21 protein-coding genes are annotated in these 24,713 nt (G+C 74.1%); 14 read left to right on the top strand and 7 right to left on the bottom strand.

Annotated features, from left to right (window positions below; genetic code table 11):
• The first annotated feature begins 132 nt into the window (after nucleotides 1-132).
• The 6 genes from ACWCSU_RS21890 to ACWCSU_RS21865 are packed head-to-tail and all read left to right on the top strand — an operon-like array spanning nucleotide 133 to nucleotide 6,425.
• Entirely contained in the window at nucleotides 133-2,904 is a 2,772-nt protein-coding gene (locus tag ACWCSU_RS21890; protein WP_449937064.1) for a Na+/H+ antiporter subunit A, read from the top strand.
• Nucleotides 2,901-3,719 (top strand): Na(+)/H(+) antiporter subunit C, encoded by an 819-nt coding sequence (locus ACWCSU_RS21885; RefSeq protein ID WP_449937062.1) that lies wholly within the window; start codon nucleotides 2,901-2,903, stop codon nucleotides 3,717-3,719. Before ACWCSU_RS21890 ends, ACWCSU_RS21885 begins: the two co-directional genes overlap by 4 nt.
• A 21-nt stretch (nucleotides 3,720-3,740) precedes the next feature.
• A complete protein-coding gene (locus tag ACWCSU_RS21880) occupies nucleotides 3,741-5,309 on the top strand; it encodes a Na+/H+ antiporter subunit D (RefSeq protein WP_357707517.1) in 1,569 nt (522 codons plus the stop codon).
• Complete coding sequence (locus tag ACWCSU_RS21875; RefSeq protein WP_357707515.1) at nucleotides 5,306-5,848, top strand: Na+/H+ antiporter subunit E; 543 nt, start codon at nucleotides 5,306-5,308, stop codon at nucleotides 5,846-5,848. The genes ACWCSU_RS21880 and ACWCSU_RS21875 overlap by 4 nt, the downstream gene beginning before the upstream one ends.
• The gene (locus ACWCSU_RS21870; protein WP_357707514.1) at nucleotides 5,845-6,105 is read left to right on the top strand and encodes a monovalent cation/H+ antiporter complex subunit F; all 261 of its coding nucleotides are present in this window, start codon (nucleotides 5,845-5,847) and stop codon (nucleotides 6,103-6,105) included. The genes ACWCSU_RS21875 and ACWCSU_RS21870 overlap by 4 nt, the downstream gene beginning before the upstream one ends.
• 5 nt (nucleotides 6,106-6,110) lie before the next feature.
• Nucleotides 6,111-6,425, top strand: coding sequence for a cation:proton antiporter (locus ACWCSU_RS21865; RefSeq protein ID WP_357707629.1), 315 nt, complete (start codon nucleotides 6,111-6,113; stop codon nucleotides 6,423-6,425).
• Here the strand turns inward: ACWCSU_RS21865 and ACWCSU_RS21860 are convergent.
• From ACWCSU_RS21860 to ACWCSU_RS21845, 4 genes are all read right to left on the bottom strand, one after another.
• Entirely contained in the window at nucleotides 6,377-6,874 is a 498-nt protein-coding gene (locus ACWCSU_RS21860) for a DUF6328 family protein (RefSeq protein WP_357707512.1), read from the bottom strand. The two genes, ACWCSU_RS21865 and ACWCSU_RS21860, sit on opposite strands and share 49 nt — an antisense overlap.
• A 66-nt stretch (nucleotides 6,875-6,940) precedes the next feature.
• Nucleotides 6,941-8,962: a xanthine dehydrogenase family protein molybdopterin-binding subunit gene (locus tag ACWCSU_RS21855; RefSeq protein WP_449937060.1), complete on the bottom strand. Its 2,022-nt coding sequence runs from the start codon at nucleotides 8,960-8,962 to the stop codon at nucleotides 6,941-6,943.
• Entirely contained in the window at nucleotides 8,959-9,930 is a 972-nt protein-coding gene (locus ACWCSU_RS21850; protein ID WP_357707506.1) for an FAD binding domain-containing protein, read from the bottom strand. The genes ACWCSU_RS21855 and ACWCSU_RS21850 overlap by 4 nt, the downstream gene beginning before the upstream one ends.
• The gene (locus tag ACWCSU_RS21845; protein WP_449937058.1) at nucleotides 9,927-10,439 is read right to left on the bottom strand and encodes a (2Fe-2S)-binding protein; all 513 of its coding nucleotides are present in this window, start codon (nucleotides 10,437-10,439) and stop codon (nucleotides 9,927-9,929) included. Before ACWCSU_RS21845 ends, ACWCSU_RS21850 begins: the two co-directional genes overlap by 4 nt.
• 133 nt (nucleotides 10,440-10,572) lie before the next feature.
• Here ACWCSU_RS21845 and ACWCSU_RS21840 point away from each other — a divergent pair, with 133 nt between their 5' ends.
• From ACWCSU_RS21840 to recD2, 3 genes are read left to right on the top strand one after another with little or no spacing between them, the layout of a single operon-like run.
• The gene (locus ACWCSU_RS21840) at nucleotides 10,573-11,739 is read left to right on the top strand and encodes an acetate/propionate family kinase (RefSeq protein ID WP_357707503.1); all 1,167 of its coding nucleotides are present in this window, start codon (nucleotides 10,573-10,575) and stop codon (nucleotides 11,737-11,739) included.
• Complete coding sequence (locus ACWCSU_RS21835; protein ID WP_449937056.1) at nucleotides 11,732-12,988, top strand: erythromycin esterase family protein; 1,257 nt, start codon at nucleotides 11,732-11,734, stop codon at nucleotides 12,986-12,988. The genes ACWCSU_RS21840 and ACWCSU_RS21835 overlap by 8 nt, the downstream gene beginning before the upstream one ends.
• A 34-nt stretch (nucleotides 12,989-13,022) precedes the next feature.
• Nucleotides 13,023-15,155 (top strand): SF1B family DNA helicase RecD2, encoded by a 2,133-nt coding sequence (recD2, locus tag ACWCSU_RS21830; protein WP_449937055.1) that lies wholly within the window; start codon nucleotides 13,023-13,025, stop codon nucleotides 15,153-15,155.
• A 62-nt stretch (nucleotides 15,156-15,217) separates the two neighbouring features.
• On the opposite strand, the gene ACWCSU_RS21825 is transcribed toward recD2, so the two are convergent.
• From ACWCSU_RS21825 to ACWCSU_RS21815, 3 genes are read right to left on the bottom strand one after another with little or no spacing between them, the layout of a single operon-like run.
• On the bottom strand, nucleotides 15,218-18,154 hold the full coding sequence (locus ACWCSU_RS21825; protein WP_449937053.1) for an FAD-linked oxidase C-terminal domain-containing protein: 2,937 nt from the start codon (nucleotides 18,152-18,154) through the stop codon (nucleotides 15,218-15,220).
• A gap of 57 nt (nucleotides 18,155-18,211) precedes the next feature.
• A complete protein-coding gene (locus ACWCSU_RS21820) occupies nucleotides 18,212-18,751 on the bottom strand; it encodes a DUF892 family protein (protein ID WP_357707494.1) in 540 nt (179 codons plus the stop codon).
• Complete coding sequence (locus tag ACWCSU_RS21815) at nucleotides 18,748-19,965, bottom strand: MFS transporter (RefSeq protein ID WP_449937051.1); 1,218 nt, start codon at nucleotides 19,963-19,965, stop codon at nucleotides 18,748-18,750. The genes ACWCSU_RS21820 and ACWCSU_RS21815 overlap by 4 nt, the downstream gene beginning before the upstream one ends.
• Before the next feature lie 93 nt (nucleotides 19,966-20,058).
• Between ACWCSU_RS21815 and ACWCSU_RS21810 the strand changes: the two genes are divergently transcribed.
• From ACWCSU_RS21810 to ACWCSU_RS21790, 5 genes are all read left to right on the top strand, one after another.
• A complete protein-coding gene (locus tag ACWCSU_RS21810) occupies nucleotides 20,059-21,048 on the top strand; it encodes an ArsR/SmtB family transcription factor (protein WP_449937049.1) in 990 nt (329 codons plus the stop codon).
• 104 nt (nucleotides 21,049-21,152) lie between these two features.
• Nucleotides 21,153-21,596: a CBS domain-containing protein gene (locus ACWCSU_RS21805; protein WP_357707488.1), complete on the top strand. Its 444-nt coding sequence runs from the start codon at nucleotides 21,153-21,155 to the stop codon at nucleotides 21,594-21,596.
• Between the two features lie 75 nt (nucleotides 21,597-21,671).
• The gene (locus ACWCSU_RS21800) at nucleotides 21,672-22,274 is read left to right on the top strand and encodes a TetR/AcrR family transcriptional regulator (RefSeq protein WP_449937047.1); all 603 of its coding nucleotides are present in this window, start codon (nucleotides 21,672-21,674) and stop codon (nucleotides 22,272-22,274) included.
• 111 nt (nucleotides 22,275-22,385) lie between these two features.
• Nucleotides 22,386-23,825, top strand: a complete 1,440-nt coding sequence (locus ACWCSU_RS21795; protein ID WP_449937044.1) for an MFS transporter — start codon at nucleotides 22,386-22,388, stop codon at nucleotides 23,823-23,825.
• A gap of 79 nt (nucleotides 23,826-23,904) precedes the next feature.
• The gene (locus ACWCSU_RS21790; protein WP_449937041.1) at nucleotides 23,905-24,405 is read left to right on the top strand and encodes an STAS domain-containing protein; all 501 of its coding nucleotides are present in this window, start codon (nucleotides 23,905-23,907) and stop codon (nucleotides 24,403-24,405) included.
• Nucleotides 24,406-24,713: the final 308 nt, after the last annotated feature.

The raw sequence follows: 24,713 nt of genomic DNA, 5'->3' as shown, positions 1-24,713 counted from the left end.
TCCTCCACCCGCTCATGGGCGGGTGTGGGACTGGTGACGTTCGGGTCAACCCTGGCCGCGCCTGCGCGGCCGGGCACGGCCGAGCGGGAGAGATTGGGCGGACGTAGCCGGAAATTCCCGCCCGAGGAGCCCATGGAGTCGCTGCTGATCCTGCACGCGCTCGCGGCGGTCTGCGCTCCCTGGCTGGCCCGGCGCATGGGACGGGCCTCCCTCCTGCTGCCGGCCGTGGCGCCCGGCGCCGGTTTCGCGTACACGGTGTGGCTGGGCGTGCGGGGGCTGCCGGCGCGGGAGGACACCTCCTGGGCGCCCGCGCTCGGGCTGGAGCTGTCCTTCCGGGCCGACCCGCTGACCGTGCTGATGATGGCGCTGGTCACCGGCGTGGGCGTGCTGGTCCTGGTCTACAGCTCGCGCTACTTCCCGGCGGACGAGGAGGGGCTGGGCCGCTACGGCGGCGCGATGACCGCCTTCGCCGGGTCGATGCTGGGGCTCGTCACAGCCGACAACCTGCTCCTGCTGTACGTGTTCTGGGAGCTGACCACCGTCTTCTCCTACCTGCTGATCGGTTACCACCCGGAGAGCCGGGCCGCCCGCCGGGCCGCGATGAAGGCCCTGACGGTGACCACGCTGGGCGGGCTGGCGATGCTGGCCGGGTTCGTGGTGATCGGGCAGGCGGCGGGCACGTACGAGCTGTCGGGGGTCGTCGCCCGGCCGCCGCAGGCCGGCCCGCTGGCCGCCGGGCTGGTGCTGGTCCTGACCGGGGCGCTGGCGAAGTCGGCGATCTTCCCGTTCAGCACGTGGCTGCCGGCCGCGATGGCCGCGCCGACACCGGTGTCGGCGTACCTGCACGCGGCGGCCATGGTCAAGGCCGGGGTGTACCTGGTGGCCAGGCTCGGGCCGGCGTTCGGGGACGTGCCGCTGTGGCGGGCGGTCGCGGTGCCGCTCGGGGTGCTGACCATGCTGCTGGGCGGCTGGCGGGCGCTGCGCGAGACGGACCTGAAGCGGCTGCTGGCCTTCGGCACGGTCAGCCAGCTCGGCTTCCTGATGACGCTGTTCGGCTCGGGCACCCAGGGCGCGGCGCTGGCCGGGGTGGGCATGCTGGCGGCGCACGCGCTGTTCAAGGCCGCGCTGTTCCTCGTCGTGGGCGTCGTGGACCATTCGACCGGCACCCGCGAGCTGCGCGAGCTGAGCGGGGTCGGCCGGTCGATGCCGTGGGTGTGCGCGGTCGCGGTGCTGGCGGGGGCGTCGATGGCGGGGCTGCCGCCGTTGGCGGGGTTCGCCGGCAAGGAGGCGGCGCTGGAGGCGCTGCTGGACCGGCCGCTCGTGCTGGCGGGGGTGGTGGCGGGGTCGGCGCTGACGGCGGCGTACACGCTGCGGTTCCTGTGGGGGGCCTTCGCCGCCAAGCCGGGCGTGCCGGCCACGCCGGTGCACCGGACGGCGGCGGCCATGTTCGGGCCCGCCGCGCTGCTGTCGGCGCTCGGCCTCGCGCTGGCGCCCTTCGCCCCCTGGTACGGCGGCGCGATGTCGGGCTACACCGGCACCTTCCGCGACCCCGGCCACGCCGCGCACCTGGCGATGTGGGCCGGGTTCTCCCCCGCGCTGCTGCTGTCGGCCGTGGCTCTGGCGGGCGGCGTGCTGCTGTTCCTGGCCAGGGAGCCGGTGGCCAGGGCGGGCGCGGCACTGCACGTGCTGGACTCGACGCAGATCTACTGGTCCGTCGTGCGCCGGCTGGACCGCTTCGCCATCCAGGCGACCGGTTTCGTCCAGCGGGGCTCGCTGCCCGACTACCTGGTGCTCACGCTGGTCGCCACGGTCGGCGTCGGGCTGTTCGCCGTCACGTACGGCGGCATGCCGCACCTGACCGTGCCCGTCGTCGCCTGGGAACGCGTGGAGCAGCCGGTGCTCGCGGTGCTGATCACCGCGGCGGCGGCGCTGGCGCTGTTCGCCCGCGCCTACATCCTGCTGGCCGCGGTCGTCGGCGTCATCGGGTACGGCACCGCGCTGCTGTTCCTCGCGCACGGCTCGCCCGACCTGGCGCTGACCCAGTTCCTCGCCGAGACGCTGGTCCTGGTGGTGTTCGCGCTGGTGCTGCGGCGGCTGCCGGTCAGGCCGGTCAGGGCCCGGCTGCCGCGCCTGTTCCGGTTCGGGCTCGGGCTGGCCGTCGGGGTGGTGGTGACGGGGGCGGGCCTGCTGGCCACCAGCGCGCGCGGCACCTGGGCCGCCGGGTCGCTGATGCCCGCCGCGGCGCGCGAGGCCGGGGCGCGCAACATCGTCAGCGCGATCATCCTCGACATCCGGGCCTGGGACACGCTGGGCGAGAGCACGGTGCTGGTCGTGCTGACGCTGGGCGTGACGAGCCTGGTGTTCCTGCGGCGCAGGACGTACGAGATCGAGCGGGACGACCGCGGCCGGGTGCCCGCCGAGCGCACCCGCTGGCTGTCCTCGACGCTGCCGCGCGGGCAGCGGGCCGTCGCCTTCGAGGTGGTGGCCCGGCTGACCTTCCACACGGTGCTCGTGCTCTCGGTGTTCCTGCTGTTCGTCGGGCACAGCGGGGTCGGCGGCGGGTTCGCCGGCGGCATCGTGGCCGGGCTGGCGATCACCGTGCGCTACCTGGCGGGCGGCCGGTACGAGCTGGCCGCGGCGCTCCCGGTGCACGCGGGCGTGCTGATGGGCGTCGGGCTGACCATGTCGACCGGCACGGCGCTGGCCGGGCTGCTGTTCGGACGGGCCGCGCTGGACATGCTGGCGACCGATGTGCACCTGCCGCTGGTCGGCACCCTGCACGTGTCCACGGGCCTGGTGTTCGACCTCGGCGTGTACGTCTCGGTCACCGGAATGGTCCAGGACGTGCTGCGCGGTCTCGGCGCCGAGCTGGACCGGCAGATCGAGGCGGAGGAGAGCTCGTGACGATCTCCCTGGCGCCGCTGCTGTGCTGCTGCGTGATGATCACGACGGGCGTGACGCTGCTGCTCGAACGGAGCCTGGTGCGGGTGCTGGCCGGGGTCGTCGTGCTGGGAAACGGCGTGAACCTGCTGATCATCACCGCGGGCGGCAACGCGGGCGGGCCGCCCATCCTCGGCAGCACGCCGGTGCGGGCCATGGCCGACCCGCTGCCGCAGGCGATGGTGCTCACCGCCATCGTGATCACCCTGGGCGTGACGGCGTTCGTGCTGGCCATGGTGCATCGGTCGTGGCAGCTCACCGGCAGCGACGAGGTCCAGGACGACACCGAGGACCGGCGCGTGCGGCTGCGGGCCAGGCGCGGCGAGCTGAGCCACGCCCTGCGCACCCGCCAGGACGACTACCGGCGGCTGGTCGTGGAGCAGCGGGCCGAGCTGGCCCGGCTGGAGGCCGAGCAGGCCGAGCGGGAGCGGCTCCAGGAGGCCGACCTGGAGCGGCGGATCGCCCGGGTGCACACCGAGCTGGAGGAGTGGATGCGCACCCGGATGGCCGAAGGGCTGTCGGAGGAGGAGCTGCAGCGCGGCTTCGAGGAGGCCGGGCTGCGCGAGGAGGCCTCGGCCGGGGACAACGCCGAGCGCATCGAGGAGCTGCGGCGCGAGCACACCCGGCGGCGGGCCGAGCAGGCGGCCGGCGAGAAGGAGCTGCGGCAGCGCATCAGGGCCAGGCAGCGCGACGCCCGCAGGCAGATGCGCTCGGCGATGCGCGCGGAGCGGGCCCGCCAGGCGCTCGCGAACGACCCCGAACTGGAGGGCGACGACTAGTGACGGGCAGGGGCGGAGCCCATGGGTGACCTGGTCGAGCTGCGCGGGCTGGTGTGCGTGCCGGTGCTGCTGCCGCTGCTGGCCGCCGGGATCAAGCTGGCGATCGGCGGGCGGCTGCGGCACCTGCAGTCCGCCATCAGCGTGACCACGCTGGGGATCTCGCTGGCGGTGTCGGTGCTGCTGCTGGCGCACGCCGACGCGCACGGCCCGCTGGTGACCCAGCTCGGCGGCTGGCCCTCGCCGGTCGGGATCTGCCTGGTGGCCGACCGGCTCTCGACCCTGGTGCTGGTGGTGTCGTCGGCGGTGACGTTGTGCGTGATGGTGTACTCGATCGCCAACGCCTACGACGAGGCGGAGCACGACGCGCCGATGGCGATCTTCCATCCGGCGTTCCTGGTGATGGTGGCGGGCGTCGCGGACGCGTTCCTGGCCGGTGACCTGTTCAACCTGTTCGTGGCGTTCGAGATGCTGCTGAGCGGCTCGTACGTGCTGCTGACCTTCGGCGGGACCGAGTCCAGGATGCGGGCGGGGGCCACGTACACGCTGATGGCGCTGGCGTCGTCGATGTTGTTCCTCATCGCGCTGGCGGTGGCCTACGGCGCGACGGGCACGCTGTCGCTGGCGCAGCTCGCCGAGCGCTTCGGCACGCTGCCCCCGCAGGTCAAGCTGCTGGTCGAGCTGACGCTGCTGCTGGCGTTCGCGATCAAGGCGGCGATCTTCCCGGTGTCGGCGTGGCTGCCGGACTCCTACCCGACCGCGCCCGCGCCGGCCACGGCCGTGTTCGCCGGGCTGCTCACGAAGGTCGGCGTGTACTCGATCATCCGGCTGGAGGCGCTGCTGTTCCCCGGCGGGCCGGTCTCCACGCTGCTGATGTGCGTGGCGCTGGCCACGATGCTGGCCGGGGTGCTCGGCGCGGTGGCGCAGACCGACATCAAACGCATGTTGTCCTTCACGCTGGTCAGCCACATCGGTTACATGGTGTTCGGGGTGGCGCTGTCGACGGTGGCGGGCCTGGCGGGCGCGGTGTTCTACATCGTCCACCACATCACCGTGCAGACGAGCCTGTTCCTGGTGACGGGGCTGATCGAGCGGCGCACCGGCACCACGTCGGTCAACCGGCTCGGCGGGCTGATGAGGACCGCGCCGCTGCTGGGGGTGCTGTTCTTCGTGCCCGCGATGAACCTGTCGGGCATCCCGCCCATGTCGGGGTTCCTGGGCAAGCTGCTGCTGGTGCAGGCGGGCCTGGCCAAGGGCGGGCCGGCGGCGGTCGTCCTGGTGGCGGGCGGCCTGGTCACGAGCCTGCTGACGCTGTACGCGATCGCCAAGACGTGGGGCAAGGCGTTCTGGCGGGCGCCGCGCGAGGAGCGGGCCGGCCAGGTGATGGAGAGCGAGGAGGCGACGGGTGAGGAGCCTGTGGTGACGACGACCGCGCTGCCGCCCGTGCTGCTGGGCGCGACGGCGGCGCTGGTGGCGTTCGGGCTGTCGTTCACGGTGCTGGCCGGGCCGCTGGCGGCGCTGACGCAGCGGGTGGCCGCGGAGCTGAGCGAGCGGCAGACGTACATCGCCGCGGTGCTGGGGACGCCGCGGTGAGCGCGAACCCGCTCGCGCCGCGGCTGTTCGGCCGCCGGGTGCCGCTGCCGCTGGTGGCGTGGCTGACGCTGGTGTGGGTGACGTTGTGGGGGGAGGTGTCGGCGGGCAACGTGCTGGGCGGGCTGGCGACCGCGCTGGTGGTGGCCTGGCTGCTGCCGCTGCCCGTCCTGGACCCGGGGATCAGGGTGCGGCCGCTGCCGCTGGTGCGGTTCCTGCTGTGGTTCGGGTGGGACCTGGTGCTCTCGACCGCGCGGGTGGTGCTGTGGGTGGTGCGTCCGGGCGAGCCGCCCACGCGGCTGGTCCTGGTGCCGCTGCGCACGTCGTCGGAGTCGATGACCGTGATGATCATGGTGGCGCTGTCCACGGTGCCGGGGAGCCTGGTGGTGGAGGCGTACATGGACAGGAGAGAGCTGATGCTGCACGTGCTCGGGCTGGCCGGCGAGGGCGTCCCGGACGCGGTCCGCAGGGACGTGGCCGGGCTGGAGTCGCGCATCGTGGCCGCGTTCGGGACCCGCGCCGACCGGGAGGAGCTGCTGTGACGGCGGTGTACCTGGTGACGATGGCGCTGCTGGCCTGCGGGGCGGCGGCCGCGTTGTGGCGGGTGGGACGCGGGCCCTCGATGCTGGACCGCGCGGTCGCCCTGGACGTGCTGACGTCCTTGTCGATGTGCGCGGTGGGCCTGTTCGCGGTGGTCAGGGACGACTACTCGGACCTGCCGGTGTTGCAGGTGCTGTCGTTGCTGGGCTTCGTGGGGTCGGTGTCGCTGGCCCGGTTCTTCCCGGGGCGGTCGCGGTGAGCGGGATGGACGTCGCGGCGGCGGCCTGCCTGGTGCTCGGGGCCGGGCTGGCGCTGTCGGCGGGCGCCGGGCTGGTGCGCTTCCGCACGACGCTCGACCGCATGCACGCCGGGACCAAGCCGCAGGTGCTCAGCGTGCTGCTGGTGCTGGTCGCGATGTGGCTGCACCGGCCCACCTGGTGGAACGCCGGGCCGCTGCTGATCGTGGGGGCCTCGCAGGTGATCACCGTGTCGGTGGCGGCGTACATGGTGGCGCGGGCGGCCTATTCGCGTCAGTCGTCGCGGGACGAGACCGAGATGCCGCCCTCGGAGGAGGACTGATCGTTCCTGCGGTCGAGGGCGGGCTGGCCGAACCAGGTCCAGGCGGCCAGCCCGGCCAGGATGCCGGCGGTGATCCAGGCCAGGGTGGAGTGGAACAGGTAGTCGATCACCAGCATGGTGGCCGTGGTCATCGACACGACCAGGGCGAGCGCGCCTAACAGGCCGTAGGTGTTGGACCGGCGTACCAGGGTCTCCTTGTGGCCCTGCCGGAACAGCACGCGGTGCTGGGCGGTCGGCGCGATGTAGCAGATCGACGCGATCGCGGCGCTGACCAGCGCGGCGAAGTAGAGCCAGCGGTCGGTCTGGTCGAGCTTGACGAAGCCGGGCGAGAAGGGCACGGTCAGCAGGAACGCGAACAGCACCTGCACGCCGGTCACCGCGACGCGGGCGCCCTGCAGCAGCTCGACGAAGTTGCGGTCGGCGCGCTCCTCGTGCGACTCGTTCTTCACTCGGCCTCCTCGTTGGATGTTCTCCTCTTCCTTGGCGGAGGCCGGTCGAAACCTGCTTCGCGAGGATCAGGCGAGGATCTTGGCGGGCGTGATGGGCAGGTCGCGCACCCGCCTGCCGGTGGCGTGGTGAACGGCGTTGCCGATCGCGGCGGCGGTGCCCACGATGCCGATCTCGCCGATGCCCTTGGAGCCCATCGGGTTGAGCAGGCCGTCCTGCTCGTCGATCCAGACCGCCTCGATCTCCGGCACGTCGGCGCAGGCCGGCACATGGTACTGGGCCAGGTCGCGGTGCAGGAAGCCGCCGAACTCGTCGTCGGTCAGTGTCTCCTCCAGCAGGGCCATCCCCATGCCCATGGTCATGCCGCCGACGAACTGCGACCTGGCCAGCTTGGCGTCCAGGATGCGTCCGGCGGCGAACACGCCGAGCAGCCGCGAGAGGCGGATCTCGCCGGTCACGGAGCTGACCCTGACCTCGGCGAACTGGGCGCCGAAGGCGTGCCGGGCCAGCTCCTCGTCGGCCTTGACCTCCTTGGCGGTGTCGGCGGTCCCCTCGCCGCCGTCGGCCCGCAGCGCCTCGCAGGCCCGGACGACGGCCGACCCCCACGACGCCGTGCCCATCGACCCGCCCGCGACGGGGGCCTGGGGCAGGTCGCTGTCGCCGAGCTCGACGTGCACCCGGTCAGGGGCGACGCCGAGGCAGTCGGCGGCGATCCTGGTGAGCACGGTCCTGGCGCCGGTGCCGATGTCGGCGGCGGCCACGCGGATGACGAAGTCGCCGTCGCGCACGGTCGCGGTGGCCCGCGACGGCCCGCGCCTGGCTGGGTAGGTGGAGGCGGCCACGCCGGTGCCGACCAGCCACTCCCCCTCCCGCCTGACGCCGGGCGCCGGGTCGCGGCGGTCCCAGCCGAAACGGCGGGCGCCCTCGCGCAGGCAGGTCACCAGGCTGCGGGAGCTGAACGGCAGCCCGCTCTCCGGCTCGGTCGTGGGCTCGTTGACGATCCGCAGCTCGACGGGGTCGATCCCGGCCGCCTCGGCCAGCTCGTCCATCGCCGACTCCAGGGCGTACATGCCGGGGCACTCGCCGGGGGCGCGCATCCAGGACGGGGTGGCCACGTCGAGGCGGACGACCCGGTGGGCGGTGCGCAGCGCGGGCGTGGCGTACATGACGCGGGCGGGGGCGGCGGCCTGCTCGGCGAACTCCACGAGCCTGCTGGTCTGCACGTACGCCGTGTGCTCGACCGCGGTGAGCCGGCCGTCGGCGTCCGCGCCGAGCCGCAGCCGCTGGACGGTGGGCGTGCGGTAGCCGGTGAGGTCGAACATCTGCTGCCGGGTGAAGGCGACCTTGACCGGGCGGCCGGCGGCCCTGGCGGCCAGGGCGGCGAGCACGGCGTTCGGCCTGGTGGTGCCCTTGGAGCCGAAGCCGCCGCCGACGTGCCTGGACACCACCCGCACCCGCTCGGCGGGCAGGCCGAAGGTGGCGGCGATGGTGTCCCGGTCGCCGCTGGTGCCCTGGGTGGCGTCGTAGACCAGCAGCCGGCCGTCCTCGGCCCACAGGGCCACCGCGGCGTGCGGCTCCATCGGGTTGTTGTGCAGGGGCGGCGTCGTGTACGTCACGTCGACGGTCGCCGCGGCGGCGGCCAGCCCGGCGTCCACGTCGCCCTTCTCGGTGTCCGGTGCGAGGTCCGGGTTGACGACGTCCGGCCGGTACAGGTCCGGATGGTCGGCGCGCAGCCGTACGTCGTGGGCCTGCGGCTCGTAGGTCACGCGTACGGCGTCGGCGGCGGCGCGGGCCTCGTCGTAGGTGCCGGCGACGACGGCGGCCACGAGCTGGCCCCGGTAGACGACGTCCCGGCCGCGGAACAGCGCCAGCTCGGGGTCGGCGTCCCCGGACAGGCCGGGCGGGTCCTCGACGGACAGCACGGTGAGCACGCCCGGCATGGCCAGCGCCGCGTCCGCGTCCACCCGCGCCACCCGGCCCCTGGCGATCGTGGCCTGCACCGGGTAGCAGTGGGCGACCCCCTCGACCGGGTACTCGGCGGCGTACGTGGCCAGCCCCGTGACCTTGACGCGCCCCTCGATGCGGTTCACGGCGTCAGCTCCTCCAGCGTGCGGACGATCAGGTTGCGCGCCAGCGGCAGCTTGAACGCGTTGCGCGGCAGCGGGCGGGCCTGGTCGAGCTCGGCCTCGGCGGCCCGCAGGTACGCCTCGCCCGTCGCCGGGCCGCCGATGATCGCCCGTTCGGCGCGTTCGGCCCGCCAGGGCGCGTGGGCCACGCCGCCGAGCGCGATGCGGCACTCGGTCACCACGCCGTCCCAGCGCACGTCGAGCACGGCGGCGATGGACACCAGCGCGAACGCGAACGAGGCCCGCTCGCGGACCTTGCGGTAGAGGGAGGCGCCCGGGGGCGGCGCGGGCAGCTCGACGGCGGTGATCAGCATGCCGGGGTCGAGCACGGTGTCGCGCTCGGGCGCGTCGCCGGGCAGGCGGTGCAGGCCGGGCATGGGGATGATCCGGTCGCCGGCCGGGCCGGTGACGTGCACCTCGGCGTCGAGCGCGGCCAGCGCCACGGCCATGTCGGAGGGGTGGGTGGCCACGCAGGCGTCGGAGGCGCCGAGCACGGCCAGGTTGGCGTGGTCGCCCTCGATCGCGGGGCAGCCGGTGCCGGGCTCGCGCTTGTTGCACGGCCTGGTCACGTCCTGGAAGTAGGGGCAGCGGGTGCGTTGCAGCAGGTTGCCGGCCACCGTGGCCATGTTCCTGATCTGGCCGGAGGCGCCGGTCAGCACGGCCCGGGAGAGCATCGGGTAGCGGCTGCGGACGAGCGGGTCGGCCGCCAGGTCGCTGTTGCGCACGGCCGCGCCGATCCGCAGCCGGTCGCGTACGGGCTCGATGGCGTCCAGCGGCAGGCGGCTGACGTCCACGAGGTGGTCGGGGGCGGCCACGCCCAGGCGCATGAGGTCGACCAGGTTGGTGCCGCCGCCCAGGTACATCGTGCCGGGGCCGTACCTGCTGACCGCGTCCGACGGGCTCTGGGCGCGGGCGTAGTCGAACGGCTTCACGGGGCCACCTCGCCGATCGCGGCCACGATGCCGGGGTAGGCGCCGCACCTGCACAGGTTTCCGCTCATGCGTTCCCTGATCTCCTCGGGTGTCAGGCCGGGATCGAGGAGCAGATCGGCGGTGACGGCGCTCGGCCCCGGCTCGCCCAGCATGCCGACCGCCGAGCAGAGCTGGCCCGGCGTGCAGTAGCCGCACTGGAAGGCGTCGTGCTCGATGAACGCGGCCTGCAGCGGGTGCAGCTCCTCGCCCGAGGCCAGCCCCTCGACGGTGGTGATCTCGCAGCCGTCCACCGCCACGACCAGCGCCAGGCAGGAGTTGGCCCGGCGTCCGTCGATGAGCACCGTGCACGCGCCGCACTGGCCGTGGTCGCAGCCCTTCTTGGAGCCGGTCAGGCCGAGCCGCTCGCGCAGCAGGTCGAGCAGGGAGATCCTGGGATCGACGGCCACGGTGTGCGGCACGCCGTTGACCTGCACGTCTACCTGCACGCCTACCTGCTCGGTGATGTCCATAGGCGCTCGCCTACCCGGCCGCCGCCCCGGACAATCACGGGCTCGGACATGTGGCGGTAAAGGTGACGGTGTCCAGGTGTCGGCCCCCTGGCGGCGGGTAGCCGGGAGGAGGAGTCGGGCCGCGGAGGGGTGCATGGGGCGAGCGTTCGACGAGTTCGACGAGCAGGTGGCGGAGTCCGAGGCGGTGCTCACCGTCAACGCGGGGTCGTCGAGCCTGCGTCTCGACCTCGTGCAGGGCGGTTGCGTGCTGGACAGCGCGCACGCCGAGCGGGCCGCCGACCCGGGCTCGGCGCGCGAGGAGCTGGCGGCCTTCCTCGGCGGCCACTTCGACCGCGACATCCGGGCGGTGGCGCACCGGCTGGTGCACGGCGGCGACGTCGTACGCGCGCCCACGCTCGCCGACGACGAGACCGTCGAGGCGCTGCGCGGCGTCGTGAGCCTGGCGCCGCTGCACCTGCCGCCCGCGCTGGCGCTGCTGGAGGCGGCCCGCGAGCAGCTTCCCGCCGTGCCGCACGTGCTCTGCCCCGACACCGCCTTCCACGCCGGCCTGCCCGACGCCGCCGCGGTCTACGCCCTGCCGCGTGAGTGGCGCGACCGGTACGGCCTGCGCCGCTACGGCTTCCACGGCCTGTCCTACGCCTGGACCGCCGACCGCGTGGCCGAACTGCTCGGCCGGCCGCTCGCCGAGCTGGAGCTGGTGCTGGCCCACCTGGGCGGCGGCTCGTCGGTGTGCGCGGTGTCGGGCGGGCGCAGCCTGGACACCTCGATGGGGTTCACCCCGCTGGACGGCGTCCCCATGAGCAAGCGCTCGGGCAGCGTCGATCCCGGGATGCTGATGTGGCTGCTGTCGCAGGGCCACCTGTCGGCCGACGAGCTGGGCGAGGGCCTGCAACGCCGTTCCGGGCTGCTCGGGCTGTCCGGCGGCCGGTCGGGCGACACCCGCGAGCTGGTCGAGGCGGAACGCGCCGGCGACGCCGAGGCCGCCCTGGCCCTGGAGGTGTTCTGCCACCGCGTGAGCCGGGAGATCGCCGCCGCCGCCACGTCGCTGCCCAGGATCGACGCGCTGGTGTTCACCGGCGAGATCGGGTGGGACCAGCCCGAGGTGCGCGAGGCGGTCTGCCGCCGTCTCGGGCTGCTCGGCGTGCGGCCGCCCGAGCTCGGCAACCGGCACGACGACGGCCCGGTCAGCGGGCCGGACGCCGCCGTGCCCGTCCTGGTCGTCCAGGTGCGCGAGGAGCTGGAGCTCGCCCGCGAATGCCTGGGCGTCTTCCGGCCGGCAGAGGAGGACGGCTATGGATGACGTCACCCGCTCGGCGCTGCGGCTGTCGGGCGAACAGGACCTCGACCCGCTGCTGGACCGCGTCGGCGAGGCCGGTCTCGTGCTGATCGGCGAGGCCAGTCACGGCACGCACGACTTCTACACCTGGCGGGCCGCCCTCACCCGCCGCCTGATCGCCGAGAAGGGCTTCGGGTTCGTCGCCGTCGAGGGCGACTGGCCCGACTGCGAGCGCGTCGACCGCGCGGTCACCCGCGACGGCGAGGACCCCTTCGACGCCCTGTACGCCTACCGGCGCTGGCCCGCGTTCATGTGGGCCAACGAGGAGGTCGCCGAGTTCTGCCGCTGGCTGCGCCGCTGGAACTCGGCCCTGCCGCCGCCGGAGCGCGTCGGCTTCCACGGCCTCGACGTCTACAGCCTGTGGGAGTCCCTGCGCGCCGTGCGCCGCTACGCCGCCGACAACCTGCCCGACCAGCTGGACACGGTGATGGAGGCCCTGTACTGCTTCGAGTCCTACGGCCACGACCCGCAGCGGTACGGCCTGGAGACCCGCCTGGTCCCCGACTCCTGCGAGAACGAGGTCGTGCAGCTGCTCAGGGCGCTCGTGGCGGCCGCGCCCGCCGACGACGACGGCTTCGCGGCCCGGCAGAACGCCGAGGTCGTGGCCGGGGCGGAGAGCTACTACCGCGCCATGGTCGGCGGCGGCCCCGACTCGTGGAACATCAGGGACGTACACATGGCCGACACCCTGGACCGGCTGACCGCCTTCCACGAGGCCAAGGGCGTGGTGTGGGCGCACAACACGCACGTCGGCGACGCCCGCGCCACCGACATGGCCGCCGCGGGCATGACCAACCTCGGGCAGCTGGCCCGCGAGCGGCACGGCGAGGACGTCGTCCTGGTCGGCTTCGGCGGCTACCGGGGGACGGTCGTGGCCGGGGCGGGCTGGGGCACGCGGGCGCACGTCATGCCCGTCCCGCCGGCCAGGCCCGGATCGCTGGAGGCGCTGCTGCACGACGCGCTCGGAGGCGAGCGCGCCCTGTTCGTGACGCCTCCTCGGCCCCGTCCGCACTGGTTCGACCAGCCGCTGGACCACCGGGCGATCGGCGTGGTCTACCGGCCCGAGCGCGAGAAGTGGGGCAACTACGTGCCCACCGCGCTCGGCGACCGCTACGACGCCTTCATCTATCTGGACGTCACCGAGGCCCTGCACCCGCTGCACACCGAGCCGTGGGACGACGTCGAGCCGGAGACCTATCCCAGCGCCATGTGACGGACTGTCGGTGGCAGGTGGTTTGATCGCTGCTGTGGAGGCCTCGGTCGAGCAGCTCGTCTACGTCAGGGACGACGAATACACCGTCGCGCGCATGAGCGCCGAGGGCGTGCCCGACTTCGTGGCCACGGGCCGGGCGCTGTCGGGCGCGCAGCCGGGCGAGACACTCCGGCTCACCGGCGACTGGAGCCACCACGCGCGCCACGGCAGGCGCTTCGCGGTGGCCTCCTGCGAGCGGGTGGTGCCGGCGACGGTCCGGGCGATCCGCGTCTATCTGGGGTCGGGGCTGATCCGGGGCATCGGGCCGCGGCTGGCGTACGCGATCGTCGACCACTTCGGCGAGGAGACGCTCAAGGTCATCGACGCCGAGCCGGGGCGGCTGACCGAGGTCGTCAACATCGGGCCGCTGCGGCAGGCGCAGATCGTCCAGGCGTGGCAGGAGCAGAAGGCCGTCGCCGCGCTGATGGTGACGTTGCAGGGGCTGGGCGTCAGCCCGCTGCTCGCGGCCAAGATCCACCAGGTGTTCGGCGGCGAGGCCGAGGAGGTCCTGGCCACCGATCCCTACCGGCTGATCGGCCGGGTCAGGGGCATCGCCTTCCGCGTCGCCGACCGCATCGCGCTCCAGCGGGGGGTGCCCGAGCGCAGCCCCCAGCGGATCAAGGCGGCGCTGCTCGACCGGCTGGAGTCGGCGGCCGTCCGCGACGGCCACTGCTTCGTGCCGGTGCCCCATCTGGTGGCGCGGGCGGCCGAGCTGATCGAGCTCGATCCCGAGGCGGTCGGGCCGATGGTCGACGCCCTGGTGGCCGAGCGGCGGGTGGTGGTCGAGGCCGACGAGGAGCAGCCGGGGCGGGCGGTGGCCTACGCCAACTACGTCCACGCCCGCGAGCGGCAGCTCACCGAGCAGCTCACCAGGCTCATGCGGGCCCCCTCCACGCTGCCGCTGCGCCCCTTCCGCGAGGACGAGAGCCTCCACGACGACCAGCGCGCGGCCGTCAACATGGCGCTGACCTGCACGGTCTCGATCGTCACCGGCGGGCCCGGCTGCGGCAAGAGCCACACGGTCAGGGCCGTGGCCACCACGGTCAGGGCCTCGGGCGGCACGGTCACCCTCACGGCCCCCACCGGCAAGGCGGCCAAACGCCTGTCGGAGCTGACCGGCCTGCCCGCGATGACCATCCACCGCATGCTCGCCCACCAGCCCGACCCCGATCCCTCGACGCTGTTCGAGGAGGCGCCCGCGCAGGCCGACCTGATCGTGGTCGACGAGGCGTCGATGCTCGACCTCCACCTGGCCACGCGGCTCACGGCGGCCGTCCCGCCGGGCAGCCATCTGCTGCTCATCGGCGACAGCGACCAGCTGCCCAGCATCGGCGCCGGCGACGTGCTGGCCGACCTGCTGCGCGTGGAGGCCATCCCCCGCGTGCGGCTCACCCACGTCTTCCGCCAGGCGGGCGGTAGCGGCATCGTCGAGGCCGCCCACCTGATCCGGGCCGGCCGGATGCCGGCGACGCCGGGGCGCGGCGGGTTCTGGTTCGAGGAGCTCGACGATCCGGCGCGGGTCGCCGAGCGGGTGGCCCATCTGGCCATGGAGGCGATCCCCCGCAAGCAGGGCGTCTCGCCCGACCAGGTGCAGGTGCTGTGCCCGATGCGCAAGGGCGAGACGGGCGCGGTGACGCTCGGCCGGCTGCTGCAGGACCGGCTCAACCCGGCGGCCGACGACAAGGCCGAGCACTGGTCGGGGGCGTCGGTGTTCCGGGTGGGCGACCGGGTCATGCCCATCCGCAACAACTACGACAAGGGCGTCTTCAACGGGGAGACCGCCACGGTCACCGCCGTCCTCCCTCAGGACCGTGTGGTCGAGGTCCGCACCGACGACGGCGAGACCGTCCAGTACGGGTTCGGCGAGCTCGACGACCTCACCCACGCCTACGCGATCAGCGTGCACCGCTCGCAGGGCAGCGAATACCCGTTCGTGGTGGCGCCGATCGTGGCCGAGGCCGGCGGGATCATGTTGCGGCGCAAGCTGCTGTACACGCTGGTGACGCGGGCCAAGGCGTGGGTCGTGCTGGTGGGGCAGCGCGAGGCGCTGGAGCTGGCCGTCCACCGCGTGGGCCGCCCCCGCAACACCGGCCTGCCCCGCCGCCTGTCCCAGAGCCTGGCAGACTGACGGCGGGCCGTCCCCGGCCGGGTCAGGGCCTGGCGGGCTGATGGCGGGTGTGCCCGGCCGGGTCAGGGCCGGTGGACGAGGGCCGTGGCGAGGAGTTCGGCCAGATGGCGGCCCTGGCGTCCGGTGCCGGCGGCGGCGATCTGGGTGCGGCAGGAGAAGCCGTCGGCGAGCAGTTCGTCGTCCGGCTCCGCCGACCGTACGGCCGGCCAGAGCCCCTGCTCGGCGCACGCCTGCGCCACCTCGTGATGCCCCCGCTCGAACCCGAAGTTCCCGGCCTGCCCGCAGCAGCTGGAGTCGAGCACGCTGGTCCGGATGCCGAAGCGGTCGAGCACGGCCCGGTCGGCGTCGTACCCCATGACGGCGCTCTGGTGGCAGTGCACCTGCGCGATCGCCTGCCCGCCGGCCGTGTCGGGCCGCCAGTCGGCCGCCCGCGTCTCCAGCAGCTCGGCCAGGGTCAGGAACCTCTCTGACAGCAGCCGGGTCTCGGGCGTGTTGAGCAGTTCGGGCCCGTCGGAGCGGAACACGGCCGCGCAGCTCGGCTCCAGGCCCACCACCGGCACCCCGGCCTCGGCCCACGGCGCGAGCGCCCCCACCGTACGCGCCAGCACCCGCCGCGCGATCCCGAGCTGCCCGGTGCTGATCCACGTCAGCCCGCAGCACAGCGTCACGGGCGGCACCACCACCTCGAACCCGGCCGCCTCCAGCACGTCCACGGCGGCCCGCCCGATGTGCGGGTCGAAGTGGTCGGTGAACGTGTCGGCCCACAGCACCACCCGCCCCCGCGTGCCGGGCCCGCCCCGGGGGCGCCGCCGGAACCAGTCGGTGAACCGCTGACGGGCGAACCTCGGCAGGTCGCGCTCCGGCGTGATCCCCGCGACGGCCTTGACCAGCCGCGACAGCCCGGGCGCGGAGCCGGCGGCGTTGACCAGGCCGGGCGCGGCCGAGGCGAGCGCGGCCCACACCGGCAGCCAGCCCATCGAGTAGTGGGAGCGCGGCCGGACGCGGCGCCGGTAGTGGTGGGCGAGGAACTCGGCCTTGTAGGTGGCCATGTCCACGTTCACCGGGCATTCGGAGCGGCAGCCCTTGCAGGACAGGCACAGGTCGAGCGCGTCGCGCACGGCGGCCGAGCGCCAGCCGTCGGTGATGACGTCGCCGCGCACCATCTCCTCCAGCAGCCGGGCGCGCCCGCGCGTGGAGTGCTCCTCCTCGCGGGTCACCTGGTAGCTGGGGCACATCACGCCGCCCTCGAAGGTGTGCTTGCGGCAGGTGCCGGTGCCGACGCAGCGCGTGGCGGCGTGCCCGAAACGTCCGTGGTCGTTGGGGTACTGGAAGAACGTCTGCCGTGGTTCGAGCGGGTAGAAGCGGTGCTGGGCCAGGTTCTGGTCCAGGTGGCGGGGGTGGACGACCTTGCCCGGGTTCATCCGGTCGCGCGGGTCGAAGATGGCCTTGAAGCGGCCGAACACCTCCACGACCTGCTCGCCGAACATGACGGGCAGCAGCTCGGCCAGCGCCTGGCCGTCGCCGTGCTCGCCGGACAGCGAGCCGCCGTAGGAGGCGACCAGTTCGGCGGCCTCCCGGGCGAAGGCCCGGTACCTGGCGATGCCGTCGTCGGTGTGCAGGTCGAGCGGGAGCCGGCCGTGCACGCAGCCCTGGCCGAAGTGGCCGTACAGGGCGGAGTCCTGGTAGTCGTGCGCGCGCAGCAGCCGCTCGTAGTCACGCAGGTAGGCGCCCAGCCGCTCGGGCGGCACGGCCGCGTCCGACCAGCCTTCGTACGTCTGCCGCCCGGTCGGCGGGTACGCCTCCACGCCGAGCCCCGACTCCCGCCACCGCCACAACCGGTCCTCCCTGGCCGGGTCGCCGAGGAAGGCGTGCGTGGGCGTGGGCGCCTCGGCCCGCTCCCCCACGTCGCGCATCATCGTCTCGGCCCGCTCGCGCGCCTGCTCGGGCGTGTCCCCGCCGAACTGCACCAGCAGCCAGCCGCCGCCCTCGGGCAGGTCCTGGAGCGCCGCGTCGCCGGGGTGCTCCAGCTTGGCCAGCCGGTACATGGTCTCGTCCATGGCCTCCAGCGCGATCGGCGCGTGCCGGGCCACGGCGGGGACGGCGTCGGCGGCGGTGAAGACGTCCTCGAACCCGAGCACGGCCAGCGCCCTGGCGGGCGGGGAGGGCACGACGCTCAGCTCGGCGCGCAACACGGTCACCAGCGTGCCCTCGCTGCCGACCAGGGCGCGGGCCAGGTCGAACCCGTTCTCGGGCAGCAGCCGGTCGAGGTTGTAGCCGGAGATGCGGCGTTCCAGCCGGGGGTAGCGGGTGCGGACCAGTTCCATGGTCTCGTCGCGCAGGTCGCGCACCTGGCGGTAGATCTCGGCCAGGCGGCCGCCCTGGGCCTGGATGCGGTCGTACTCGGCGTCGCTGGTCGGCCCCACCCAGGCGCGCACCCCGTCGTAGGTGAGGATCTCCAGGCGGAGCACCGACTGCGACATCTTCCCGTACGCCTGCGCGGAGGCCCCGCACGAGTTGTTGCCGATCATGCCGCCGATCGTGCAGGCCCGATGGCTGGACGGCCTGGGCCCGACCATCAGCCCGTGCGGCTCCAGCTCGTGGTCCACCTGGTCGAGCACGGCCCCGGCCTGGACGACGATCCGGCGGGCCGCCACGTCGACGGACTCGACCGCGCCGCAGTGCTTGGACCAGTCGATCACCACCGCCGCGTTGCAGCACTGCCCGGCCAGGCTGGTGCCGCCGCCGCGCGAGAGCACGGGGACGTCCCTGGACCGGCACACGGCCACCGCCGCGACCCCGGCGTCCAGGTGGCGCGGCACGACGACGCCGATCGGGACCTGCCGGTAGTTGGAGCCGTCGCGCGCGTAGGCCGCGCGGCTGCCCGCGTCGAAGCGCACCTCGCCGTCCACGGCCTCGGCGAGGCGGCGGCTCAGCGTCGCGACGTCGATCTCACGGGACGGCGGCGTGTGCGTGACGGGCGCGTTGACCAGGCTCTTCATGCCCGGCCCTTACCCTGGCCGGCTCACGGGCCGCCCAACGGCCGCCCAAGCCAGGTTCTAGACCCCGAGCAGGTCGGTGAGGTCGTCGGCGTGCTCCTCCTCCTCTTCCAGGATCGACTCCATGAGCCGGCGGGTGGTGGGGTCGCCCTCCCCGAGCCAGCGGATGATCTCCTGGTAGGTGGAGATGACGATGCGCTCGGCCCACAGGTTGGCCTCCAGCAGCGCCTTGAGGTCGGTGTCGGCGGGCACCTGGTAGTCGGTGTGCGAGCGCTGGACGAGCTTGGCCGGGTCGAAGTCGGGCTCGCCGCCGAGCTGGCTGACGCGTTCGGCGGCGCGCAGCGCGTGGTCGAGCTCCTCCTTGGCGTGCTCGGTGAACTCCGCCGCCACCTGCGCGCGGTCGATGCCCTTGGCCGAGATGGCGTGCCTGGTGTACCTGAGCCAGCACACCACCTCGGTGGCGATCACGTCGTTGAGGATCTCGATGACCTTCGCCGGGTCGCGGCCGAAGGTCTGCGTGATCGGCCCTTCGTCCATCTTCTGGCGCACCTGCTCGCGGATCCTGGTGACGTCGAGCACGAAGTCGTCCGTCTGCGTCATGATGTGTCCTTCCCCCGGCGTTTTCCCCTGGTCAACGGTATCTTCGCCGGACCTTCCCCAGAGGTTGCGACACGGGCGGACCGCAGGCGGGGCGCCAGCGCGAGGGTGATCGCCGCCGAGGCCGCCGCCAGCACGGCCATGGCCGTCCCCGGCGAGGTGCGCTCGGCCAGGGCGCCGGCGAGCGCGGCGGCCACCCCCTGCGTGGCGATCATGCCGGAGGAGTGCAGCCCGAGCGCGTGCCCGCTCAGCTCCGGGGGCGTGAGCGCCATCAGCCGGTCCTGGAGCAGCAGGGTGGCGGCGAACCCGGCCGAGGCGAGCGCGACCAGCACCGGCGACGGGTAGGCCACGAACGCCAGGTACGGCAGCGCGAGCAGCAGGTACAGCGGCGTGACCAGCCGCGCCCGCCAGCGCGCCGGCACGTACCGGCCGGCCAGCACGTCGCCGGCGAGCATCCCGGTGGCGGCGCAGGCGAACAGCAGCCCGGCCCGTTCGGGCGCGAGCGGCACGAACAGCGACTCGCAGCCGACGATCAGGCCGTTCGGCAGCCAGAGGGCGAGGTAGACGTTCCTGCGCGGGCGGGAGGACCACAGGCGGGCGTTGTCGCGCCAGGTCTCGGCGGGCGAGGGCCGTCCGGCCGCGCGCGGGCGCCGCCGTCCGAGCCCGAACCCGGCCAGGGCGGCGGCCAGGTGGAGGGCAGCCGCGGCGAGCAACGTCCCGCGTGGCGACAGGACGGTCACGAGCACGCCGCCCGCGCCGAACCCGGCGATCTGCACGATGCCGGAGGACATGTTGAGCAGCGACCGGCCGAGCAGGTATCCGTCCTGGTCGAGCAGCTCGTTGAGCAGCCCGTACCGGACGCCGCCGCCGAGCGCGGACAGCGCGCCGAGCGCCAGCACGACGGCGAGCATCCCCCACACGGGCAGCCCGGGGACGGCCAGCACGGCGGCGGCGAGCGCGGACACCAGCGCCAGCCCGGACAGGGCGGCGCGCGGCGGCAGCCGGTCGGCCGCCGACAGCAGCGTCGCCGCCCCCGCCACCTGGGCCAGCGCCGGGCCGAACATGGCCAGCCCCGACAGCAGCGGCGATCCGGTGTCGGCGTAGACGAGGGTGCCGAGGGCGAGCCCGCTCACCGTCTGTCCCGCCACCTGCCCGGACGAGACCAGGAAGAGCGGGGTGAATCCGGACCTGCCGAACAGATCCCGGTACGTACGCATGGAACGGCAGTCTCCGTGACCGGCGGCGGCGGGCGATACTGTTTCGCGCACCCGCGAAACAACGTCCGGCAGGCGGCGAGAGGAGGGGATGGCGTGGATTTCTGGCAGGTGGACGCCGACGCCCTCGCGGGCGGCCGGTTCGTCCTGTCGCCGCTGGCCGAGACGATCGCCGCGCTGAAGACGCTGGACCGCGGCGTGGCCGCCCACCCCGGTGAGGACGCCTGGCTGGCGGCCCACCTGCCCGCCTACCGCGCGGAGCAGGCCGCCGACCCGGTCACGGCGCTGCTCGTCCGCGCCGCGCTGGGCCGTACGTGGAACGCGACGTTCCTCACGCCGACGCCCGAAGGGGAGGGTGAGGCCGCCTTCGAGGAGGAGGTGGCGAGCGTCCGCGAGACCCCGCCCGAGCGGGCGCGCGAAGACCTGACCGAGTCGCTGGGCGGCCCCGTGCCCTCGGCGCTGCGCCGCGACGACCTGCCCGAGCGCATGGCCGCCCGGCTGGAGTGGGTGTGGCGGGAGACGGTGCTGCCCACCTGGGCGCGGCGCCGCCGGATCATCGAGGCCGACGTCACGGCCCGCACCGCGCGGCTGGGCCGGGGCGGCTGGGCGGCGGCCCTGGACGGCATGCGTCCCGGCCTGCGCTGGCTCGGCGACGGCCGGTTGCGGGTCAGCGTCCACGACAACCCGCCGCGCGACCTGCCGGGCGCCCGGCTGATGTTCGTGCCGGTGACGCCGCGCCAGGGCTGGGTGAGCTGGCACGGCTCCCGCCGCTGCGCGATCGTCTACCCGTGCTCGGGGCCGCTGGCCGACGTCGGCCCCCCTCCCGCGCCGGACGCGCTGGGCAGGCTGCTGGGCGGGGCGCGGGCGGGCGTGCTGGTGCTGCTGGAGACGCCTATGAGCACCACGCAGCTCGTCGCGCTCACCGGCCAGGGCCTGGGCTCGGTCGGCCGCCATCTCAAGGTGCTGCTCGACGCGGGGCTGGTCGGCCGCGTCCGGGCCGGCCGTTCGGTCCTGTACCGCCGTACGGAGCTCGGCGACGCACTCGTACGGGCACAAACCTGCGCAGCGCCAACGGCGTCCGGCTGACCGTCCACGTCCCGCCCGGCTATCTGCGTCTCCCTTCCTGACCCCGGCCCCCACGACAGCGGGAGGGGGGTTGGCTAGGCTGTGGGCCGGAGGAACGATCACCCATGCGCGCACGCGATCTCGTCGCGGACTTCCCGACGGTCACGCTCGACACGTCGGCGCTCGACGCCGCCCGGCTGCTGGCCGAGCGCGACCTGCCCGGCCTCATCGTGATCGACGACGACGGCCGCCCCCACAGCATCCTCCCCGGCACGCAGGTGCTGCGGCTGGCCGTGCCGCCCTACTGCCAGGACGACCCGGCGCTGGCCCGGGTGGTGGACGAGGCCCACGCCGACCGGTTCCTGCACCGGCTCGGCACCCGTACCGTCCGCGAGTGCCTTCCGGAGCGGCCGCGCGAGCTGCCGGTGGCCGACATGAAGGCGACGGTGCTCGAACTGTCGGCGCTCATGGCCCGCACCCGCAGCCCCCTGGTGGCGATCGTGGACGGCGGCCGAGTGGCCGGAGCCGTCACCCTCCAGTCCCTCCTGGACCACGCCCTCACCCTCTGACCGGCCGGTCCGTGGCCGGTGACGCGCCGGAGGGCGCCGCCGAACTCCGGCCTCGGGCGTCGTAGGCTGGTGCGCATGGGGAAGACCGCCGCCCGACAGCCCGTCCCTGCCCGGCGCGCCGACGCCGAACGCAACATCGCCGCCATCCTGGAAGCCGGGACGCGGCTGCTCAGCGACGACCCGGGCGCGAGCGTCGCGGAGATCGCCAAGGCCGCCGGCGTCGGCCGGGTCACCCTGTACGGCCACTTCCCCTCCCGCGAGGCCCTGGTGGACGCCGTCCTCGATCACACCGTCGGGCTGGCGGACGCCGTGCTGGCGGACGAGTCCCTCGACACGGCCCCCGCCCCCGAGGCGATGGCCGGGCTGCTGCACTCGTCGTGGGAGATCCTCGACCGCCACCGCCGCCTCTTCGTGGCCGCCGACCGGGTGCTGCCCACCGAACGCATCCGCGAGCACCACGACCGCCCGCTGCGCCGGGTGGAGCGACTGATCGCCCGCGGCCAGGACGACGGCGACTTCCGTACGGACCTGCCGCTGGAGTGGCTGGTGACGACGTTCTTCGCGATCATCCACAGCGCGGCCCAGGAGCGGGAGGCCGGGCGCCTGGCCGCCGAGCAGGTCGAGCCGGTCCTGACCCGCACCATGCTCTCCCTCCTCGCCGCGCCCGCTTCGGCATAACCTCCCGCCCTTCCGGCTCCCCGCACGTCCCCGGCCGCCGGGACACCCTACCGGCGTACCGTTTTCTTGTGCTTAACTTGAACACCAGTGTTCGAGTTAAGGAGTCACGGGATGAGTCATCACGTCGGGACGCGGGCTGCCGCGCCCGTTCGGAGCAAGGGCTGGGCGGTGCTGGTGCTGTTGTGCCTGGCGCAGTTCATGCTGATCATCGACATCACCGTCGTCCAGGTGGCGCTGCCCACCATCGGCGCCGACCTCGCGCTCGGACGTGAGGCGCTCACCTGGGTGGTGACCACGTACACGTTGTGCTTCGGCTGCCTGATGGTGCTCGGCGGGCGGCTCGCCGACGCGGTCGGCCCCCGCCGCACGCTGCTGGCCGGGCTGGCGCTGTTCACCGCGGCCTCGCTGGCCTGCGGCCTGGCCGGCGACGGCACCACGCTCATCGCCGGACGGGCCCTCCAGGGGGTCGGCGCGGCGCTGCTGTCCCCCGCGGCCCTGGCCGTCGTCACCACCGTCTTCCAGGGCGAACGCCGGGCCCGCGCGCTCGCCGTCTGGGCGGCCGTCGGCGGCTCGGGCGCGGCCATCGGCGTGCTCCTCGGCGGCGTCCTCACCGACGGGCCCGGCTGGATGTGGGCGTTCTTCGTGAACGTGCCCGTGGGCCTGCTGGTCCTGGCCGCCGTCCCGGCCGTCGTCCCGGCCGCCCGCCACGTCCCGGGGGCTCACGGTGGCGGGGGCGTGGACGTCGTGGGCGCCCTGCTCGTCACCCTGGCGACCGCCCTGTTGATCTACGGGCTCGTCGCGGCCGGCGACGGCGGCTGGGGCGCCGTGGGAACCGTGCTGCCGCTGGCCGGGGCCGCGCTCTCGTACGTGGCGTTCGTGCTGGTCGAGCGGTCCGTGCGGGCGCCGCTCATGCGGGTGGAGACCCTGGCCAGGCGGCCCGTCGTCTCGGGTGCGTTCGTCATGCTGGTCGCGACCGGCCTGATGCTGGGCCTGTTCTTCCTCAGCTCCCTCTACCTCCAGCACGTCCTGGGCTTCAGCCCGCTGCGGACGGGGCTCACGTTCCTGCCCGTCGCCGTCGCCATCACGCTCGGCGCGCACCTCGGCGGCCGGCTCATCGGCAAGGTCGGCGGCCGGCCGGTGGCCGTGGCGTCGTTCGCGCTGACCGCCGTGGGGGCGGCGCTGATGACGCGGGTCACCCCCGAGGCGGGGGCGTTCACCACTCTGGTGCCGGGGTTCGTGCTGGCCGCCGTGGGGATCGGGCCGGCGTTCGTGACCGCCACCACGACGACGATGGCCAACGTCCCGCCCGGCGAGAACGGCGTCGCCTCCGGGGTGATCAACACCTTCCACGAGCTGGGCGGCTCGATCGGGGTGGCGGTGGTGTCCACGGTCGCCGCGTCCAGCCTGGGGCCGGGCGCGGGCGTCGGCGGCTTCACCTCGGGGCTCGTGCTGTGCGCGGTCGTCGCGGGGGTGGCGGCCGTGATCTCGCTGGGCCTCGTGCCGCCCGGCAAGCCGGCGGGCGCGTTCGTCGGCCACGGCCACGGTCACTAGCACGGTCACCAGCACGGCCACTGGGCACTGGCGCGGTCACCGACGGGATGTCCCCGGCGACTCCGGGAGGCTATTCTGCTTGCGTGACTGCTCCGCCCCCCGCGGGACGCGGCTTCTCGACACCTCCGGCCTCCGCCGGGGCCGGTCATGGCCTGGCGCCGGGCGGCGCGCCTCCTCCGCCGGCGGCGTCCCGCCGGACGCGCGGCGGGCCACGGCGATGCCACCGCTGACGCTCCTGCGCCGGGAGCGGCCGGGCGTGACCGTGATCGTGGTGTCCGGCGAACTCGACGCCACCAACCGGGGCCAGTTCGAGAGCTTCCTCAGGGAACGTCCCGAGCCCGGCCACGTCGTGTTCGACCTGGCGCGGGTGCCGTTCGTGGACAGCTCGGGCCTGCACGTCCTGCTGGCCTTCGCCACCGACCAGCTCAGGAGGTCGGGCGCGGTGCGCCTGGCCGCGGTGCAGCCCCTTCCCGCGCGGTTGCTGGACATCACCGGGGTGCTCGCGCACGTCCCGGTGCACGACACCGTCGAGGAGGCGGTGGCCGCCGCCGCCAGGGCCGCCGCGGAACGTTCCGTGTGACCGGCGGGCGCGCGGGGGCATTCTTGGCTAACTTCGGGGCTAGCGCGCGTCTGGGCGCAGGCGGCTACTCTTCCGCTACCCAGGGTTGAAGTTCTTCCATGCCGGGCGAGCACGGAACGAGGAACACGACATGAGCGACCCCACGGTCGGCACCGCACGTTCGGGCGGGCGCGGCAAACGCGTCCGGGGCCCGTCGGAGGTGGGTGAGACGGAGCTGCGTCAGCTGCTCGGCGGGCTGACGGCGGTCCGGGACGGCGACTTCCGCACCCGTCTGCCCGAGGACGCCGACGGGCTGCTCGGTGAGATCG

The organism is Nonomuraea sp. NPDC001699 (assembly GCF_053596455.1).
This window is presented reverse-complemented; position numbering and strand designations above follow the sequence as displayed.

Bases quoted from the DNA above. Each gene is read 5' to 3' on its own strand.
- ACWCSU_RS21820 (WP_357707494.1), bottom strand. From the start codon at position 18,751: ATGACGCAGACGGACGACTTCGTGCTCGACGTCACCAGGATCCGCGAG.
- ACWCSU_RS21835 (WP_449937056.1), top strand. From the start codon at position 11,732: ATGGATGACGTCACCCGCTCGGCGCTGCGGCTGTCGGGCGAACAGGAC.
- ACWCSU_RS21890 (WP_449937064.1), top strand. From the start codon at position 133: ATGGAGTCGCTGCTGATCCTGCACGCGCTCGCGGCGGTCTGCGCTCCC.
- ACWCSU_RS21800 (WP_449937047.1), top strand. From the start codon at position 21,672: ATGGGGAAGACCGCCGCCCGACAGCCCGTCCCTGCCCGGCGCGCCGAC.
- ACWCSU_RS21840 (WP_357707503.1), top strand. From the start codon at position 10,573: ATGGGGCGAGCGTTCGACGAGTTCGACGAGCAGGTGGCGGAGTCCGAG.
- ACWCSU_RS21805 (WP_357707488.1), top strand. From the start codon at position 21,153: ATGCGCGCACGCGATCTCGTCGCGGACTTCCCGACGGTCACGCTCGAC.
- ACWCSU_RS21795 (WP_449937044.1), top strand. From the start codon at position 22,386: ATGAGTCATCACGTCGGGACGCGGGCTGCCGCGCCCGTTCGGAGCAAG.
- ACWCSU_RS21815 (WP_449937051.1), bottom strand. From the start codon at position 19,965: ATGCGTACGTACCGGGATCTGTTCGGCAGGTCCGGATTCACCCCGCTC.
- ACWCSU_RS21880 (WP_357707517.1), top strand. From the start codon at position 3,741: ATGGGTGACCTGGTCGAGCTGCGCGGGCTGGTGTGCGTGCCGGTGCTG.
- ACWCSU_RS21845 (WP_449937058.1), bottom strand. From the start codon at position 10,439: ATGGACATCACCGAGCAGGTAGGCGTGCAGGTAGACGTGCAGGTCAAC.
- ACWCSU_RS21865 (WP_357707629.1), top strand. From the start codon at position 6,111: ATGGACGTCGCGGCGGCGGCCTGCCTGGTGCTCGGGGCCGGGCTGGCG.
- ACWCSU_RS21825 (WP_449937053.1), bottom strand. From the start codon at position 18,154: ATGAAGAGCCTGGTCAACGCGCCCGTCACGCACACGCCGCCGTCCCGT.